We start from the raw sequence: 16,288 nt of genomic DNA on the forward strand, positions 1-16,288 counted from the left end.
GCCCCACACTGTATTTGGAGAAAAACTGATGAGCGAAGCAGACAACAGCACGACGAACGCGGGCGCATTCAAACCGAAGAAATCCGTCGCGCTATCAGGCGTGACGGCGGGCAACACCGCGCTGTGCACGGTCGGCAAGACCGGCAATGACTTGCACTACCGAGGCTATGACATCCTCGACATCGCGAGTGCGTGCGAATTCGAAGAGATCGCCTATCTGCTGGTCCACGAAAAGCTGCCGACCCAGGCCGAACTGACCGCCTACAAGACGAAGCTCAAAAGCCTGCGCGGCCTGCCCGCGAACGTCAAGGCCGCGCTCGAATGGATTCCCGCCGCCGCGCATCCGATGGACGTGATGCGCACCGGCGTGTCGGTGCTCGGTACCGTGCTGCCGGAGAAGGACGATCACAACCTGGCGGGCGCGCGCGACATCGCCGACAAGCTGATGGCCTCGCTCGGCTCGATGCTGCTGTACTGGTACCACTACTCGCACAACGGCAGGCGCATCGAGGTGGAAACCGACGACGATTCGATCGGCGGCCACTTCCTGCATCTGCTGCACGGCGTCGAGCCGTCGAAGTCGTGGGTCGACGCGATGCACGTGTCGCTGAACCTGTACGCCGAGCACGAATTCAACGCCTCGACCTTCGCCGGCCGCGTGATCGCGGGCACGGGCTCGGACATCTACTCGGCGATCACCGGCGCGATCGGCGCGCTGCGCGGCCCGAAGCACGGCGGCGCCAACGAGGCCGCGTTCGAGATCCAGTCGCGCTACCAGACGCCTGACGAAGCCGAGGCGGACATCCGCCGCCGCGTCGAGAACAAGGAAGTGGTGATCGGCTTCGGCCATCCGGTGTACACGATCTCCGATCCGCGCAACAAGGTGATCAAGGAAGTCGCGCAGAAACTCTCGAAGGAAGCGGGCAACAGCAAGCTGTTCTCGATCGCCGAGCGGCTCGAATCGGTGATGTGGGAAGCGAAGAAGATGTTCCCGAATCTGGACTGGTTCAGCGCGGTTTCGTATCACATGATGGGCGTGCCGACGGCGATGTTCACGCCGATTTTCGTGATCGCGCGCACGGCCGGCTGGAGCGCGCACATCATCGAGCAGCGCATCGACAACAAGATCATCCGGCCGAGCGCGAATTACACCGGCCCCGACGACCTGCCGTTCGTGCCGCTCGCAAAACGCGTCTAACGATGGCCGACCCGGCATCCGCGAGCCGTTGAACGCGTAGCAGCAGTCAAGCCGCGCAAGCTTTTCTCCTCCGTTGCGTCCTCGAAGTTCGATGCGACGAAGTTGGGCCCTGGCTCACCGACACCCTGAGCCAGGGCTGCTTTTTGCAGCGACGACTGAAAGAGTGGCAAGAGCATCCGCTCGTGCAACGCGTTCAACCAGGCGGCCGCGAACCAGCGAGCTAAACTACACACATTGTCTGACCGGCCCGCCACAAAGCGCCGCCCGAAAAGCGCCGTCCGAAAAGCGACAAGCCGCTGCTGATCGCGATCGACGCCGGATCATTACACTATTGTTCCCCACGCCATGAATACTGCAAACCGCAAACGCCTTCCCGGCACCCAGCTCGATTTCTTCGACACGCGCGCCGCGGTCGACGCGATCCAGCCCGGCGCCTACGACAAACTGCCGTACACGTCGCGCGTGCTGGCCGAAAACCTCGTGCGCCGCTGCGATCCGGCGATGTTGACCGCGTCGCTTGAGCAGATCATCGAGCGCAAGCGCGAACTGGACTTCCCGTGGTTCCCGGCGCGCGTGGTGTGTCATGACATTCTCGGCCAGACCGCGCTGGTCGACCTCGCCGGCCTGCGCGATGCGATTGCCGCGCAAGGCGGCGACCCTGCGCTGGTCAATCCGGTGGTGCCGACGCAACTCGTGGTCGACCATTCGCTCGCGGTCGAATGCGGCGGTTTCGATCCGGATGCGTTCGCGAAGAACCGCGCGATCGAAGACCGGCGCAATGAAGACCGCTTCGATTTCATCAACTGGACCAAGCGCGCGTTCAAGAACGTCGACGTGATTCCGCCGGGCAACGGCATCCTGCATCAGATCAACCTGGAGCGCATGAGCCCGGTGGTGCAGGTGAAAGACGGCGTGGCGTTCCCCGATACGCTGGTCGGCACCGACTCGCATACGCCGATGGTGGACGCGCTCGGCGTGATCGCGATCGGCGTGGGCGGCCTCGAAGCGGAAAGCGTGATGCTCGGCCGCGCATCGTATATGCGGCTGCCGGACATCGTCGGCGTGGAGCTGACGGGCAAGCCGGGCGAGGGCATCACGGCGACCGACGTGGTGCTTTCGCTGACCGAATTCCTGCGCAAGGAAAAGGTGGTTGGCGCATACCTCGAATTCTATGGCGCGGGCACCGCGAAGCTGACGCTCGGCGACCGCGCGACCATTGCCAACATGGCGCCCGAATTCGGCGCGACGGCCGCGATGTTCTACATCGACGAGCAGACCATCAAGTATCTGAAGCTCACCGGCCGCGACGACGAACTCGTCAAGCTGGTGGAGACGTATGCGAAGCAAACCGGCTTGTGGGCCGATACGCTGGAGCACGCCGAATACGAACGCGTGCTGAAGTTCGATCTGTCCAGCGTGGTGCGCACGCTCGCCGGGCCGTCGAACCCGCATCGCCGCTTGCCGGTATCCGAGCTGGCGGCGCGCGGCATCAGCGGCAAGGTGGAGCACGAGCCGGGGCTGATGCCCGATGGCGCGGTCATCATCGCCGCGATCACCAGCTGCACGAACACCAACAACCCGCGCAACATGATCGCCGCCGGCCTCCTCGCGCGCAACGCGAACCGGCACGGACTGACCCGCAAGCCGTGGGCGAAGACCTCGCTCGCGCCGGGCTCGAAAGCGGTCACGCTGTATCTCGAAGAGGCCGGACTGCTGCCCGAGCTGGAGACGCTGGGCTTCGGCGTGGTCGCGTATGCGTGCACGTCGTGCAACGGCATGTCCGGCGCGCTCGATCCGGTGATCCAGAAGGAAGTCGTCGAGCGCGATCTGTATGCGACCGCCGTGCTGTCCGGCAACCGCAACTTCGACGGCCGCATCCATCCGTATGCGAAGCAGGCGTTTCTCGCGTCGCCGCCGCTCGTGGTCGCCTATGCGATCGCGGGCACGATCCGCTTCGACATCGAGAAGGACGTGCTCGGTATCGATGCCGACGGCCACGCCGTCACGCTGAAGGACATCTGGCCGTCGGACGAGGAGATCGACGCGATCGTCGCGTCGAGCGTGAAGCCGGAGCAGTTCCGCAAGGTCTACGAGCCGATGTTCGCGGTGTCCGTCGACACGGGCGCGAAAGCCAATCCGCTGTACGACTGGCGTGAGATGAGCACGTACATTCGCCGTCCGCCGTATTGGGAAGGCGCGCTGGCCGGCGAGCGCACGCTCAAGGGCATGCGCCCGCTGGCGGTGCTCGGCGACAACATCACGACCGACCACCTGTCGCCGTCCAACGCGATTCTGCCGGACAGCGCGTCCGGCGAATACCTCGCGAAAATGGGCCTGCCTGAAGAGGACTTCAATTCCTACGCGACGCATCGCGGCGATCACCTGACCGCGCAGCGCGCGACGTTCGCGAACCCGACGCTGAAGAACGAGATGGTGCTCGAAGACGGCAAGGTGAAGGCCGGTTCGCTCGCGCGCATCGAGCCCGAAGGCAAGGTCACGCGCATGTGGGAAGCGATCGAAACCTACATGGAGCGCAAGCAGCCGCTGATCGTGATTGCCGGTGCCGACTACGGCCAGGGGTCGTCGCGCGACTGGGCGGCCAAGGGCGTGCGCCTTGCGGGTGCGCAGGCAATCGTCGCGGAAGGATTCGAGCGCATTCACCGCACGAACCTGGTGGGCATGGGCGTGTTGCCGCTCGAGTTCAAGGCGGGTGTGAATCGCATCACGCTCGGCATCGACGGCACGGAGACGTTCGATGTGATCGGCGAACGCAAGCCGCGTGCGCATCTGACGCTCGTGATTCAGCGCAGGAATGGCGAGCGCGTCGAGGTGCCGGTGACGTGCCGGCTCGACACGGCCGAAGAAGTTTCCATCTACGAGGCCGGTGGCGTGTTGCAGCGCTTTGCGCAGGACTTTCTGGAGTCGTCGAAGGCGGCGGCTTGAGATTGCTCCGGTTGAATCGCTTGAGGCCGTCGGAGCAGGCGGTTCAGCGACGAATGTAAACGTAACGCAGCACAGGGCGGTGTGGCCTCGCAAGCCATGCCGCCTGCTCACTTCAGGACACGACTTTCATGGCCCATAAACCGCAGATCAAGATTCCGGCCACCTACATGCGTGGCGGCACCAGCAAAGGGGTGTTTTTCCGCCTGCAGGATTTGCCCGAGACGGCTCAAACGCCGGGCGCCGCGCGCGACGCGCTGCTGATGCGCGTGATCGGCAGCCCCGACCCGTATGGCAAGCAGATCGACGGCATGGGCGGCGCGACGTCGAGCACCAGCAAGACGGTGATCGTCGCCAAAAGCAACCGGCCCGGTCACGACGTGGATTACCTGTTCGGCCAGGTGTCGATCGACAAAGCCTTCGTCGACTGGAGCGGCAATTGCGGCAACCTGTCCGCCGCGGTCGGCCCGTTCGCAATCAGCGCGGGTCTGGTCGACGCAGGCCGCATTCCGCGCGATGGCGTAGCCACCGTGCGCATCTGGCAGGCCAACATCGGCAAGACGATCATCGGACACGTGCCGATGACCGATGGCGCCGTGCAGGAAACCGGCGACTTCGAACTCGACGGCGTGACCTTTCCCGCGGCGGAAGTGCAGCTCGAATTCATGGACCCGGCCGCGGAAGAAGAGGGTGCGGGCGGCTCGATGTTCCCCACCGGCAATCTGGTCGACGATCTCGACGTGCCGGGCGTCGGCACGCTGAAGGCGACGATGATCAACGCGGGCATTCCGACCATCTTCGTGAACGCGCAGGCGATCGGCTACACGGGCACGGAGTTGCAGGACGCCATCAATAGCGACGAGAAAGCGCTGGCGATGTTCGAGACCATTCGCGCGCACGGCGCGCTGCGCATGGGCCTCATCAAGCACCTCGACGAGATCGCGACGCGGCAGCACACGCCGAAGATCGCATTCGTCGCGAAGCCGGCCGACTACGTGGCGTCGAGCGGCAAGCGCGTCGGTGCGGGCGACGTCGATCTGCTGGTGCGGGCGATGTCGATGGGCAAGCTGCATCACGCGATGATGGGCACAGCGGCGGTGGCGATCGGCACGGCGGCGGCGATTTCGGGGACACTCGTGAACCTGGCGGCCGGTGGCGGCGAGCGTGAGGCGGTGCGCTTCGGGCATCCGTCGGGCACGTTGCGGGTGGGCGCGCAAGCGAGTCAGAAGGACGGCGAGTGGACGGTGACGAAGGCCGTGATGAGCCGCAGCGCAAGAGTGTTGATGGAGGGATCGGTACGGGTGCCGCAGGAGGGGTGACGGTCGTGCGGCGTCCAGGTGTGCCGTCGCCACGGTCGTGGAGGGAGCCATGAAAGTCAAAAGGATCGTCGCGAATATCAGCACGCAGGCGGTGGATGACGCGCAGCGCTTCTACCAGCAGATATTCGGTCTCGAGTTGCTGATGGATCATGGCTGGATTGCCACCTACGGGTCTTCCGAAAAGATGCATGTGCAGATCAGTTTCGCTGCGCAGGGAGGATCGGGTACGCCTACGCCTGATCTGTCGATCGAAGTGGACGATCTTGACACCGCGCTCGAACGTGTGAAGGCGGCGGCGCTTCCCGTCGAATATGGTCCGGTCGACGAACCGTGGGGTCTGCGGCGGTTTTACGTTCGTGATCCGTTTGGCAAGCTTGTCAATGTGCTTGCTCATCTTTGATGCGCTATCGATGTCCATCAAAGTAAGCGGCACGCAAGGCTATGCGGAAGAAGCGGAAGCGCTGGTCGAGCAATGGCGGAGCATTTCGTTTGCAGACCAGCACCGGTCGATCCTGCACCTCATCCCGGACGTCCCGTCGAGAATTCTCGACATCGGTTCCGGGTCGGGATCGGATGCGGCCGCATTCGCGGCGATGGGTCACGCGGTGGTCGCTGTCGAGCCGGTCGATCCACTGCGCGCGGCGGGAATCAAGCTGCATTCGTCGCCGCGGATCGAGTGGATCGACGACAGCTTGCCCGACCTCGCTATCCTGCTTGCGCGGCGCGAGACGTTTGATGTGGTCATGCTTACCGCCGTATGGATGCACCTCGATGAGCAACAGCGCCGCCGGGCGATGCCTAATGTGAGTTCTCTCGTGTGCGAGGGCGGCGTGTTGATCATGTCTTTGCGACATGGGCCGGTTCCATATGGCCGCCGCATGTTTGACGTTACGCCTGAAGAGACGATCCAGCTTGCGGCCAGCGAGGGGTTGCAACTCGTGCAGCGTCTGCATACCGGGTCGGTTCAGCAGGTCAATCGGGATAGGGGCGTGAGCTGGACGCGACTAGCGTTCGAGCAACGCTCGTAGATAATGAACGATCGACGATTCGCATCATTGCGGACAGGCAAAAAAGTTCGAGCCGGGACGGTCATCATCCATCCCGGCCCGGCTTTCGCACCCACGCGTTTAGTCAAGCTAAACGCTTGAGCCGCACGAACCACCCCGTCAATTCACATCGACCAAAACCCGCCCCTGCAATTTCCCCGCGAGCATATCCGCCGCAGCGCCGCCCACTTCCGTCAACGAAACGGTTTTCGACGTAATGCCGTCGAGCACCGACAGCGGCAGATCGCGCACGATGCGCTGCCACGCACTGATCCGCTCTTTCGACGGCAGCATGACCGAGTCCACGCCGATCAGCTTGACGCCGCGCAGGATGAACGGCATCACGGTCGTCGGCAGATCGGCGCCGCCGGCGAGGCCGCACGCGGCGACCACGCCACCGTAATTCATCTCGGCCAGCACACGCGCCAGCACCTTCGAGCCAACCGTATCGATCGCCGCGGCCCAGCGCTGGCCTTCCAGCGCGCGCGGCGGCTCGGCCCACTCGGGGCCGTCCACGACTTCCTTCGCGCCGAGGCGCTTCACGTAGTCGTGTTTCGCGGGATTGCCCGTCAACGCGCTGACCTGATAACCGAGCCTGGTCAGGATCGCCACGGCCACGCTGCCCACGCCGCCCGCCGCGCCGGTCACCAGAACCGGGCCGCTTTGCGGCCGGATGCCCGCGGCTTCGAGCGCATTCACGCAGAGCATGCCGGTGAAGCCAGCGGTGCCGATCATCATCGCCTGCCGCGTGCTGAGTCCGGCGGGCAGCGGCACGAGCCAATCGCCCCGCACCCGCTGATACTGGCTGTAGCCGCCCCAGTATTTCTCGCCGACGCTCCAGCCGGTGAGCACGACCTTCTGGCCCACGTCGAGATCCGGGTGGGTGGTTTCGACCACCGTCCCCGCGAAGTCGACGCCGGGCACGAGCGGCCACGTCTTGACGATCTTGCCCGTGCCGGTGACGGCGAGCGCGTCCTTGAAGTTGATCGTCGAAAAGTCGATCTTGACGAGCGTGTCTTCATTGGGCAACGCGTCGAACGACAGCGTTTCGATCGAGGCCTTGGTCTTCCTGTCTTCTTCGCGAAGAATCATTGCGTTGAAAGTCTGTTCCGACATGTGAGTGATCTCCCGATGGTTCAAAAGTAAAGAGGTTGCGGCGCCCGGCTTCAGCGGGCAAACCGCCGGTCGCGCCATTGAATGGCTTCGCGCATGCCCTGTTCGCGCGCCACCGCCATGAACGCCTGCTTGTCGGGCGAGCCGGCGGACTCGATCGTGTGATCGAGGTCGAGCGCATGTTGCAACGCGGCCTTCATGCCGCGTGCCTCGAAGCTGTGATTGATCGCGGCCTTCGTCACGCGCACGAGGTTGGGGTCGATCACGGCGATCGTGTGCGCGATACGCAGCGCTTCGGCAACATGTTCGCCTTCGGGCACGATGCGATTGACCAGACCCAGCTCGCGCGCGGACTGCGCGTCGATGCGGTCGAGCCCGGTCAGGATGATTTCCTTGGCCTGCTTGGGGTTGGTCATCCACGGCAGCAGCATCGTGACGATGCCCGCACCGAACTTCAGTTCGGGCTCGCCGAAGGTCGCGCCCGGCGTGGCGACCGTGATATCGCAGGCGAGCGCGATCTCGAACGCGCCCGCGAGACATGCGCCGTGCACCGCCGCGATGGTCGGCTTGGGCGAATCCCAGAAGCGCATGGTGGTGTCGAAATCGCGCGCGAGGATCTCGCGCCACACGGCCTCGCCCTCGGGCCGCGCTTCCATCTGTTCCTTCAGATCGAAGCCGGACGAGAACGCCTTGCCCGCGCCGCTGATCACGATCGCCTTGACGCTCTCGTCGGCCTCGGCGAGATCGAGCGCGGCATTGATCTCCATGAGCGACAGCTTGCCGAGCGCATTCAACCGCTCGGGCCGATTCAGCGTGAGGTGAGCAACGTTCTGTTCAACGGCGTAAAGCAACGTGGAAAATGTGGACATTGATCGGTCTTCCTATTGAACGTGACGGTTGAGCGGGCGGAGCGCGCCGGTCGCCACCATGCTGCGCAATTCGCGGCGATCCGCTTTGCCGGTGCGGCCGACCGGCAATGCGTCGGCCTCGTAGAAAAAATCGGGGATCTTGTATTTTTCGAGCTTCAGACACAGGAACGCGCGCAACGCGGCGACGTCCAGGACATTGCCCGCGCAGGGCACGACCAGCGCGTGAATCCGTTCGCCGAGAATCGCGTCGGGGGCGCCCACCGCCATCGCGGCGCCCACCCCTTCGAACAGGGTGATGGCCTGCTCGATCTCCATTGGCGTCACCTTGTTGCCGCCTCGCACGATCAGTTCCTTCTGGCGGCCCATCAGTTGCACGTCGCCGTCTGCTGTCGTGGTCGCAAGGTCGCCCGTGCGGAACCAGGTGTCGGCGAATGCCGCGGCCGTCAGTTGCGGCTCGTCGAGATAGCCGCGCATCAGATACGGGCTGCGCAACTGCAATTCGCCGATCGTGCCGGGTGCGACCGGCGCCTGAAGCTCGTCGACGACGCGATACTCGACACGGCTCGACGGCAAGCCGAGCGAAGCAGGTTTCGCGCGCCGATAGTTCGGGAACTGGAAGAAGTCGCAGGTCGAGGTTTCGGTGAGGCCGAAAATGTTGATGAGATCGGCGTTCGGGAACAGCGCTTCGATCTGCGTGGCGAGGTGATCGCTGAGTTGTTCGCCGCCGGTGAGTATCTGCCGCAGGTCCGGACACGCGAACGCATCCGCGTTACGGCCGGCCGCGGGCACCAGCGCGAGCAGCGCGCGCAGCATGGTCGGCACGACGCCGACCCGGTGGATCGTCTGGCCGCGCAGTTGCGCGAGCAGCAGGGCGGGATCGAACTTCTCGGGCAGCACGATCGTGCCGCCGCCCAACAGTGTCAGCAGACTGACCCAGATGCCGAAGCTGAACGTGATGTTCAGCAGCAGCAGCGTGCGCTCGGTCTTGCGGAAGTGGACCATCGCATCGATCGAGAACAGCTTCGCGGAGAACGCGTGATGCGTGACCACGACGCCCTTGGGCGCGCCCGTCGAGCCGGACGTGAAGATGATCAGCGCGGCATCGTCGAGTTGCTCGCGCGGCGCGGGCGCGGTCGTGCCGATGCGCTCGATCACGGCTTGTGCGCCGGTGAACGCGTGCGGCACGTCGACCGCGAAGCGGGCTTGCGTCTTGTCGAGAATCCGCGCCGTGACCGCGGCGGGTGAAGTGCGATGAATCGGCACCGCGACGCATCCCGCGAGCCACACGCCGAGCAAGCCGGCGAAGTCATGCGGCTGATTCGACACCCGGACGTGCACCGGCTCGTCGTTCAGGACGCCGAGTTTTTCGAGTCTGGCCGCGAGCGCCGATGCCGTGCGCAGCAATTGCGCGTAGCTGACGGTGTCGCTGGCCGCGTCGATCGCGAGTGAGCCATGATGCTGTTGACACGCCGCTGCTACGAGCGCGCCGAGATTGCCTTTGCTGTTCATGATGAGTCGTCTTCAAAGAGGAAGCTTCGATTGAATCAGGGGCCGCTCAATGGCCGAACAGGAGCAAGGTTCCACCCATCACCGTGAACATCACGAAGAAGATGATGACCGTGAAACCCATGACGCGTCCCATGCCGACGCCGGCGATCGCCAGCAGCGGAATCACCCACATCGGCTGGATCATGTCGGCGACGCCTTCGCCGAGCGCCACCGAAATCGCCACCGCGCTTTGCGGCACGTGCAGATGTTCGGCGGCGGGCACGACGAACGGCGCCTGCACGATCCAGTGACCGCCGGCGCTCGGCACGAACATGCTGATCAGTGTGGACGAAACGAAGCTCCAGAAGGGCAGCGTCTGCGTGGTGGAAAACCCCATGAACCACTGCGCGATGACATCCGCGAGACCGGTGGCCGTCATGATCCCCATGATGCCGCCGTACAGCGGGAACTGCAGCAGGATGGGGCCCGCCACGCGCGCGGCGTTGTTGATCGCGCGCAGGTAGGCCTTCGGGGTCCAGTGCGTGACGAGGCCGAGCAGCAGGAAGATCATCACCAGCATGTTCAGGTCCATCGTGAACGCGCTTCTGGCCACCTTCAATCCGATATACCCCAGGCCCAGCGCGACGAGCACGAGATTGAGCAGCCACGCATTGTCGAGTTTGCCGGCGACCGTTTTCGGCGGCGCTTCCTCGGACTGGATCGTGTCCTCGGCGATCAGACGAGCCGGGTCGGCGGCGATCGACTCGTGCTCGCGCGGCATCATGATGCGAAACACCACCGGCACCACGACCGCCAGCATGAGTACCGGAATGGTGTTCAGTGGTGAGAACAGAAACTCCTTCATCGGCAGCACGTCGCCGGTGACTTTCTCGATCAGGTTCATCGGCGAGCCGCGCGTCGCGCTCAGCAGTGCGATCGAACTCGAGATGCCGCACACGTAGAAGGACCAGCCCGCGTAAGCGGCGGCAACCAGCCACGCAAAATCGACGCGAATCCGTTTGGCGATTTCACGCGCGAACAGCGCCGACACCACGAGGCCTACCGCCCAGTTCAGCATGCCGCCCACCATCGACACGAAGAACGTAAGCGTCATCGCGCCGGCGGCGGTGGCCGGCAACGAGGCGATGCGGCGCAACAGCTTCGACACCGGTCCGGACGTGGACAGCGCGTGGCCGGTCACGAGCGTCAGCGCAACGAGAAACGCAAAGCTGGCGATCTTGAACACGCCGTCGTACCAGCTCGTCAGCACCTCGGGAAGAGACGCTTTCGGTGCGATGGCGAACGCGAGCGCGCAGGTCAGCAGGGTGAGAAGAATCGCGATCACGAACGGATCGGGCATCACGCGCTCGACCAGCACGACGCATAGCCGGGTGATTCTCTGCAATCCGAAAGACCATACCCGGTTGCTGCTGGCGACCGGGGGCGCATCCGCATTCAACTTTTCCATGGCTTGTCTCCTTATGCCGGCTGCCCGCTCGAGGCCGTGCCCGCTATCGATCCCGGTTGTAGACGACCGGTCAGTCTGGATTTATAGACACTAGTTGACTGGTCGTCTACAAAAAACTATAGTTGCTCGGGTAATTCCCGATCGCGTGAAAAGAAGGGACGATCGACACGACAATCGCTGGCCGCGCGCAGTAGCGAGCTGGAGGAGGCAGGATGGAGGACAGGCTGGATGCCGCCGATACGGCGAGTACCGTAAGCGCGACGGAGGCGGCGCTCAACACGGCACGCGCGAATCGCGCCTTGCTGGTGATCGCCGTCGCACAACTGCTCGGCACATCGCTATGGTTCAGCGCGAACGGCGCGATGCGCGACTTGCAGACCGCGTGGCAATTGAACGCGTCCGGGATCGGCTGGCTGACGAATGCGGTGCAGGCGGGCTTTATCGTCGGAACCCTGGTCTCGGCAACTACGGGACTCGCGGATCGTGTGTCGGCCAGCAAGGTGTTCGCCGTGTGCGGTGTTCTCGGCGCCGCGTTGAATGCGCTGTTCGCGCTGTGCAGCACCGGGCTCGTATCGGCGATCGTGTTCCGGTTCGGTGTGGGCGTCGCGCTCGCGGGCATCTATCCGCTGGGGATGAAGCTGCTGGTCTCGTGGGACCCACGCCGGGCCGCGCAGACGCTCGCGTTGCTGGTCGCGATGCTGACGCTCGGCACGGCGTCGGTCCATGCGATCCGCGGTCTGTTCTCCACCGTTGCCTGGCAAACCGTGGTGCTCGCTTCGTCGCTGCTCGCGGTGATCGGCGCGCTACTGGTGCTCGCGCTCGGCGAAGGGCCGCACGCGCGGCGCGCGGGCAAGCGTCGCGCGGGTTTGTCGGCGGGAGTCGGGCAGGTCTTGCGGATCAGCGAGTTTCGCGCGGCCGCGCTCGGCTACTTCGGGCACATGTGGGAGCTGTACGCGTTCTGGACGCTCACGCCGCTTCTGGTGCAGCGTGCGTTTGCGGGCGGCGTGCATGCGTCGGCCAGTGTGGTCGCGCTGTGGTCGTTTCTGATCATCGCGATCGGCGCGATCGGCTGCCTGCTGGGCGGCAAGCTGAGCAAATCGGCCGGCAGCGCGCGCACCGCCGCGCTCGCGTTGACGATCTCGGGCACGCTGTGCGCGGTCTATCCGTTCGCGTCGGCGCTGGGCACCGCCGGGCAGCTTGCGCTGTTGCTGGTGTGGGGCATCAGTGTGATCGCCGATTCGCCGCAATTCTCCGCGCTGTCGGTCAAGGCATGTCCCGCCGACAAAATCGGCGGAGCGTTGACGTTGCAGAACAGCTTCGGTTTTTTCCTGTCGGCGTGTTCGATCCTGTGGTCGACGAGCGCCTATCATTCGCTCGATGCGCGGGTCGCCTGGCTGCTGTTGCCCGGACCGATCATCGGTTTGATCGCGATGAGGCCGCTGCTTCGCAAGCGGCCGCTGTGGTGATCGGCGTCGCGATGCGCGCCGGGGCGGGGCAGTGCATAGGCAGTGCAGGTGCGCAAGGGCAGGCTCGATCGAACCGTGCCAGCAGTCTCAGCAGTCAATGAGGAGAGGACAAGAAAAATGGCGACCACGACAACCAAACGCGACACGGGACGACGCGCCGAACTGGTACGCATCGGCGTAGCCATTCTCACCGAGAAGGGTTTCTACAACTTCTCGCTGGACGAACTGGTCGCGCTGGCGGGGGTGCCCAAAGGCTCGTTCCACTACTACTTCAACAGCAAGGACGCGTACGCGCTGGAAGTGATCGAGAGTTACGCCGCGTACTTCGCGCGCAAACTCGATCGCCATCTCGGCGACACCACGCTCGACCCGATCAGTCGTATCGAAGCGTTCGCCGAAGATGCGGCGAGCGGCATGGAGCGCTTCGACTTCAAGCGTGGCTGTCTGGTGGGCAATCTCAGTCAGGAACTCGCCGCGCTCGACGAAACGTTTCGCGCGGCGCTGCTGAACGTGATCCAGGATTGGCGCCGGCGCATCCAGGTCTGTCTCGACGAAGCGAAGGAGGTCGGCCAGATTCGCGCGGACGCGGATACGGCGGCGCTCGCCCGATACTTCTGGAACGCGTGGGAAGGGGCGGTGCTGTGCTCGAAGCTGGAGAAGTCACGCGCGCCGCTGGATGATGCAAGCGCGGCGTTCATCGAGCATCTTCAATGCACGGCGAATCGCGTGGGTCAGAAATAGATTTTTTCAACCGTGGCGGTGAGGTGTCGGGCGCGCCGCAAGGTGCGGCTTCATCGCACCCCCAACGGCGTTGGGCGGCGCGTGGTTCGCCGCCATGTTCAACACCGCCGCACCGCAAAGCCGCTTCTCACTTGACGCCGTGCTTCGCCTGCCAGCGATGCATGAAGGCGATCTCATCGTGCTGGGCCTTGATGATGTTCCGTGCCAGGCGCTTGATCTCCGGATCTTTCCCATACTTCAATTCCACCTGCGCCATTTCGATCGCCCCCTGATGATGCGGAATCATGTGCGCGACGAAGTCCTTGTCGGCGTCGCCGGTGTATTCGGGTGCGTTCATGTCATGCATCATTTTTTCGTCGGCGGCTTTGAACGCGTCCGTCGATTCGCCCGCTGCGCCGTGTTCCGAACCCGACATGTGCATGCCCTGCATCGCAGGCGCCTGCTGCGCGTGGACCGGCATCGCCGCTACAGCAAACGTGAAGCCGCTGAATATACAAAGAGCACGAAATGCGCGAAGGTTTTTCATAGTGGATGTCCGTAGGTAAAAAGTTGTCCCGAGTGGAGAGGGCTCGAGTGAGCATGCTGCCGGAAGAGCGGAAGTTTAACCAGGGCTCGCGCCTTCCCGGCCGTGTTCCGGTCAATTTCCTGCCGAAGGATGAAAACCGGCTGCCTCAATCACCTCGATGAGCCGCTGCTCGGCCAGCATCGACGTGATCTTGACGGTCTTGACGGAGATATCGGCGTCGAGCTTCGCCGCAGGGTCGAGCCGGTTGACCGCACGAGTGATTGCATTGGCGCATCCGCGACACGCCATGTCCGGGATTGCGAATTCCATGTGTTGCCCCCAATGAATAACCAGACACAAGCGTGGACCTTCCCACGGCGGTAAGGTCAAGCCTGTTCGCTGATTGATCGACGCGGTTGGACATCGCACACCCTGCATGGCGACGCGGATGACGGTGAAAGTGAGCACCAGAGGCCGTTTCGTAACGCGCCTGAAGACGAGCCTCGGCGCGATGCCGAAAATCGACGCCCGGCAGCGTTGGCGCGTTGAACTCGCTCGCAAGGAGCCGGTTCAACGCAGGCCTATAATAAAAAACCTCATCGCGGGCTCATGAGGTGTGAACCGAAGAGCCCGCCGCCTGCCAACCGTATCGCAACCGCAAAGAGGGCTGACAGCATGTATATCGCCATGAACCGCTTCAAAGTGACGCCTGGGTCCGAGGCTGCATTCGAAAATGTGTGGACGTCTCGCGACACCCATCTGAAAGAGGTTCCGGGCTTCGTGGAATTTCATTTGCTGAAGGGACCGCAGAAGGAAGATCACGTTCTGTATTCGAGCCATACGATCTGGCGCGACCGTGCCGCATTCGAAGCGTGGACGAAATCGGAAGCCTTTCGAGCCGCGCATCGGAGTGCGGGAAACGAAAACCGTGTGCTCTATCTCGGACATCCGGAATTCGAAGGCTTCGAGGTCATTCAGACCGTGAAATAGCTACCGTAAGTAAGGCAACGTCCCGCATCGCGTTTGGCAATGAACGGGGCGAGTTGCATGAGCCGCGCACTGCATGCGCGACGACGCGCTAGTCGTGCGCCTGCGTAACTCACAAAGGGATGGACACATGAAAGCCGTCAAAATCGGTTCGCCCGCCACCGTGGCGAATCTTCAAGTGGTCGACCTCGCGGACCCTGGTCAACCCGAGGCGGGACAGATTCGCGTGCGGATTCACGCGAGCTCGTTGAACTATCACGACTACGGCGTGGCAAGCGGCAACCTGCCTGCGGAAGCGGGCCGGATTCCAATGGCGGACGGCGCTGGCATTGTCGAAGCGGTCGGCGCTGGCGTGAGCGAATTCAAGGCCGGCGATCACGTGGTGTCATGCTTCTTCCCGTTCTGGGAAAACGGGCCGCCCGCCATCGCCGACTTCCGCACGACGCCCGGCGACGGCGTGGACGGTTACGCGCGCGAAGTCGTCGTGTTGCCGGGCCGCTACTTCACGCGTGCACCGCGCGGCTACAGTCACGCCGAAGCAGCGACGCTGACTACGGCCGGGTTGACCGCGTGGCGCGCGCTCGTCGTGGATGGGCAGTTGAAGGCCGGCAGCACGGTGCTCGTGCTCGGCACAGGCGGCGTGTCGATTTTCGGCTTGCAGATCGCCAAAGCGATGGGCGCGTCGGTGATCGCCACTTCGTCATCGGATGCGAAACTCGCGAAGCTTCGCGAGCTGGGCGCGGACCATACGATCAACTATCGCGACAATCCCGAATGGGGCAAGCAGGTTCGTCAGTTGACGGATGGACGAGGCGTCGATCATGTGATCGAAGTAGGCGGCCCTGGCACGTTGCCGCAGTCGATTACCGCTTGCCGGATTGGCGGCCATATCGCGCTGATCGGCGTGTTGACCGGACGCGCGGGACCGGTGCCGACCGCTGCGTTGATGGCAAGACAGCAACGCTTGCAAGGGCTGATCGTTGGCAGCCGCCAGGATCAGATCGACATGATTCGCGCGTTGGAAGTGACGGGCATCAAGCCAGTGATCGACAGCACGTTTGCGCTGGAGAAACTCGGCGATGCGTTCCGGCACGAGGAGTCGGGCGCGCACTTCGGGAAGATTTGCGTGACGATGTGACGAGCGCGTC

15 protein-coding genes are annotated in these 16,288 nt (G+C 63.7%); 9 read left to right on the forward strand and 6 right to left on the reverse strand.

What is annotated here, in order from left to right:
• Nucleotides 1-28 precede the first annotated feature (28 nt).
• From prpC to FVF58_RS25550, 5 genes are all read left to right on the forward strand, one after another.
• A complete protein-coding gene (gene prpC, locus FVF58_RS25530; protein WP_149672606.1) occupies nt 29-1,198 on the forward strand; it encodes a bifunctional 2-methylcitrate synthase/citrate synthase in 1,170 nt (389 codons plus the stop codon).
• 345 nt (nt 1,199-1,543) lie between these two features.
• On the forward strand, nt 1,544-4,141 hold the full coding sequence (gene acnD / locus FVF58_RS25535) for a Fe/S-dependent 2-methylisocitrate dehydratase AcnD (RefSeq protein ID WP_149672607.1): 2,598 nt from the start codon (nt 1,544-1,546) through the stop codon (nt 4,139-4,141).
• 128 nt (nt 4,142-4,269) lie between these two features.
• Nucleotides 4,270-5,457 (forward strand): 2-methylaconitate cis-trans isomerase PrpF, encoded by a 1,188-nt coding sequence (prpF, locus tag FVF58_RS25540; protein WP_149672608.1) that lies wholly within the window; start codon nt 4,270-4,272, stop codon nt 5,455-5,457.
• A gap of 49 nt (nt 5,458-5,506) precedes the next feature.
• Nucleotides 5,507-5,857 (forward strand): VOC family protein, encoded by a 351-nt coding sequence (locus tag FVF58_RS25545; protein ID WP_149672609.1) that lies wholly within the window; start codon nt 5,507-5,509, stop codon nt 5,855-5,857.
• A gap of 10 nt (nt 5,858-5,867) precedes the next feature.
• Nucleotides 5,868-6,485: a class I SAM-dependent methyltransferase gene (locus FVF58_RS25550; protein ID WP_149672610.1), complete on the forward strand. Its 618-nt coding sequence runs from the start codon at nt 5,868-5,870 to the stop codon at nt 6,483-6,485.
• Between the two features lie 138 nt (nt 6,486-6,623).
• On the opposite strand, the gene FVF58_RS25555 is transcribed toward FVF58_RS25550, so the two are convergent.
• Genes FVF58_RS25555 through FVF58_RS25570 form a run of 4 tightly spaced genes read right to left on the reverse strand, consistent with a single transcriptional unit; the run spans nt 6,624 to nt 11,441 of the window.
• Nucleotides 6,624-7,619, reverse strand: coding sequence for an MDR family oxidoreductase (locus FVF58_RS25555; protein ID WP_149672611.1), 996 nt, complete (start codon nt 7,617-7,619; stop codon nt 6,624-6,626).
• A 50-nt stretch (nt 7,620-7,669) separates the two neighbouring features.
• Nucleotides 7,670-8,485 carry an enoyl-CoA hydratase/isomerase family protein gene (locus FVF58_RS25560; RefSeq protein WP_149672612.1) on the reverse strand — a complete coding sequence of 272 codons (816 nt, stop codon included), beginning with the start codon at nt 8,483-8,485 and terminating at the stop codon, nt 7,670-7,672.
• A 12-nt stretch (nt 8,486-8,497) separates the two neighbouring features.
• A complete protein-coding gene (locus FVF58_RS25565) occupies nt 8,498-9,994 on the reverse strand; it encodes a class I adenylate-forming enzyme family protein (protein WP_149672613.1) in 1,497 nt (498 codons plus the stop codon).
• Nucleotides 9,995-10,040: 46 nt separating this feature from the next.
• Nucleotides 10,041-11,441 (reverse strand): short-chain fatty acid transporter, encoded by a 1,401-nt coding sequence (locus FVF58_RS25570; protein WP_149672614.1) that lies wholly within the window; start codon nt 11,439-11,441, stop codon nt 10,041-10,043.
• Nucleotides 11,442-11,653: 212 nt separating this feature from the next.
• On the opposite strand from FVF58_RS25570, the gene FVF58_RS25575 reads away from it, so the two are divergent.
• Together FVF58_RS25575 and FVF58_RS25580 are read left to right on the forward strand one after the other, a co-directional pair.
• Nucleotides 11,654-12,907 carry an MFS transporter gene (locus FVF58_RS25575; protein ID WP_149672615.1) on the forward strand — a complete coding sequence of 418 codons (1,254 nt, stop codon included), beginning with the start codon at nt 11,654-11,656 and terminating at the stop codon, nt 12,905-12,907.
• A gap of 117 nt (nt 12,908-13,024) precedes the next feature.
• Entirely contained in the window at nt 13,025-13,648 is a 624-nt protein-coding gene (locus tag FVF58_RS25580; protein WP_149672616.1) for a TetR/AcrR family transcriptional regulator, read from the forward strand.
• Between the two features lie 127 nt (nt 13,649-13,775).
• On the opposite strand, the gene copM is transcribed toward FVF58_RS25580, so the two are convergent.
• Entirely contained in the window at nt 13,776-14,174 is a 399-nt protein-coding gene (gene copM, locus FVF58_RS25585; protein WP_149672617.1) for a CopM family metallochaperone, read from the reverse strand.
• A 111-nt stretch (nt 14,175-14,285) separates the two neighbouring features.
• Nucleotides 14,286-14,483 carry a heavy-metal-associated domain-containing protein gene (locus FVF58_RS25590; protein WP_149672672.1) on the reverse strand — a complete coding sequence of 66 codons (198 nt, stop codon included), beginning with the start codon at nt 14,481-14,483 and terminating at the stop codon, nt 14,286-14,288.
• A gap of 345 nt (nt 14,484-14,828) precedes the next feature.
• Between FVF58_RS25590 and hmuQ the strand changes: the two genes are divergently transcribed.
• Nucleotides 14,829-15,143: a heme-degrading protein HmuQ gene (gene hmuQ, locus FVF58_RS25595; RefSeq protein ID WP_149672618.1), complete on the forward strand. Its 315-nt coding sequence runs from the start codon at nt 14,829-14,831 to the stop codon at nt 15,141-15,143.
• A gap of 127 nt (nt 15,144-15,270) precedes the next feature.
• Nucleotides 15,271-16,278, forward strand: coding sequence for a zinc-dependent alcohol dehydrogenase family protein (locus tag FVF58_RS25600; protein WP_149672619.1), 1,008 nt, complete (start codon nt 15,271-15,273; stop codon nt 16,276-16,278).
• Nucleotides 16,279-16,288 lie beyond the last annotated feature (10 nt).

Origin of the sequence: Paraburkholderia panacisoli, assembly GCF_008369935.1 — a bacterium.
In the GTDB taxonomy this organism is placed as follows: Bacteria; Pseudomonadota; Gammaproteobacteria; order Burkholderiales; family Burkholderiaceae; genus Paraburkholderia; species Paraburkholderia panacisoli.

Bases quoted from the DNA above. Each gene is read 5' to 3' on its own strand.
- prpC (WP_149672606.1), top strand. From the start codon at position 29: ATGAGCGAAGCAGACAACAGCACGACGAACGCGGGCGCATTCAAACCG.
- acnD (WP_149672607.1), top strand. From the start codon at position 1,544: ATGAATACTGCAAACCGCAAACGCCTTCCCGGCACCCAGCTCGATTTC.
- prpF (WP_149672608.1), top strand. From the start codon at position 4,270: ATGGCCCATAAACCGCAGATCAAGATTCCGGCCACCTACATGCGTGGC.
- FVF58_RS25545 (WP_149672609.1), top strand. From the start codon at position 5,507: ATGAAAGTCAAAAGGATCGTCGCGAATATCAGCACGCAGGCGGTGGAT.
- FVF58_RS25550 (WP_149672610.1), top strand. From the start codon at position 5,868: ATGTCCATCAAAGTAAGCGGCACGCAAGGCTATGCGGAAGAAGCGGAA.
- FVF58_RS25555 (WP_149672611.1), bottom strand. From the start codon at position 7,619: ATGTCGGAACAGACTTTCAACGCAATGATTCTTCGCGAAGAAGACAGG.
- FVF58_RS25560 (WP_149672612.1), bottom strand. From the start codon at position 8,485: ATGTCCACATTTTCCACGTTGCTTTACGCCGTTGAACAGAACGTTGCT.
- FVF58_RS25565 (WP_149672613.1), bottom strand. From the start codon at position 9,994: ATGAACAGCAAAGGCAATCTCGGCGCGCTCGTAGCAGCGGCGTGTCAA.
- FVF58_RS25570 (WP_149672614.1), bottom strand. From the start codon at position 11,441: ATGGAAAAGTTGAATGCGGATGCGCCCCCGGTCGCCAGCAGCAACCGG.
- FVF58_RS25575 (WP_149672615.1), top strand. From the start codon at position 11,654: ATGGAGGACAGGCTGGATGCCGCCGATACGGCGAGTACCGTAAGCGCG.
- FVF58_RS25580 (WP_149672616.1), top strand. From the start codon at position 13,025: ATGGCGACCACGACAACCAAACGCGACACGGGACGACGCGCCGAACTG.
- copM (WP_149672617.1), bottom strand. From the start codon at position 14,174: ATGAAAAACCTTCGCGCATTTCGTGCTCTTTGTATATTCAGCGGCTTC.
- FVF58_RS25590 (WP_149672672.1), bottom strand. From the start codon at position 14,483: ATGGAATTCGCAATCCCGGACATGGCGTGTCGCGGATGCGCCAATGCA.
- hmuQ (WP_149672618.1), top strand. From the start codon at position 14,829: ATGTATATCGCCATGAACCGCTTCAAAGTGACGCCTGGGTCCGAGGCT.
- FVF58_RS25600 (WP_149672619.1), top strand. From the start codon at position 15,271: ATGAAAGCCGTCAAAATCGGTTCGCCCGCCACCGTGGCGAATCTTCAA.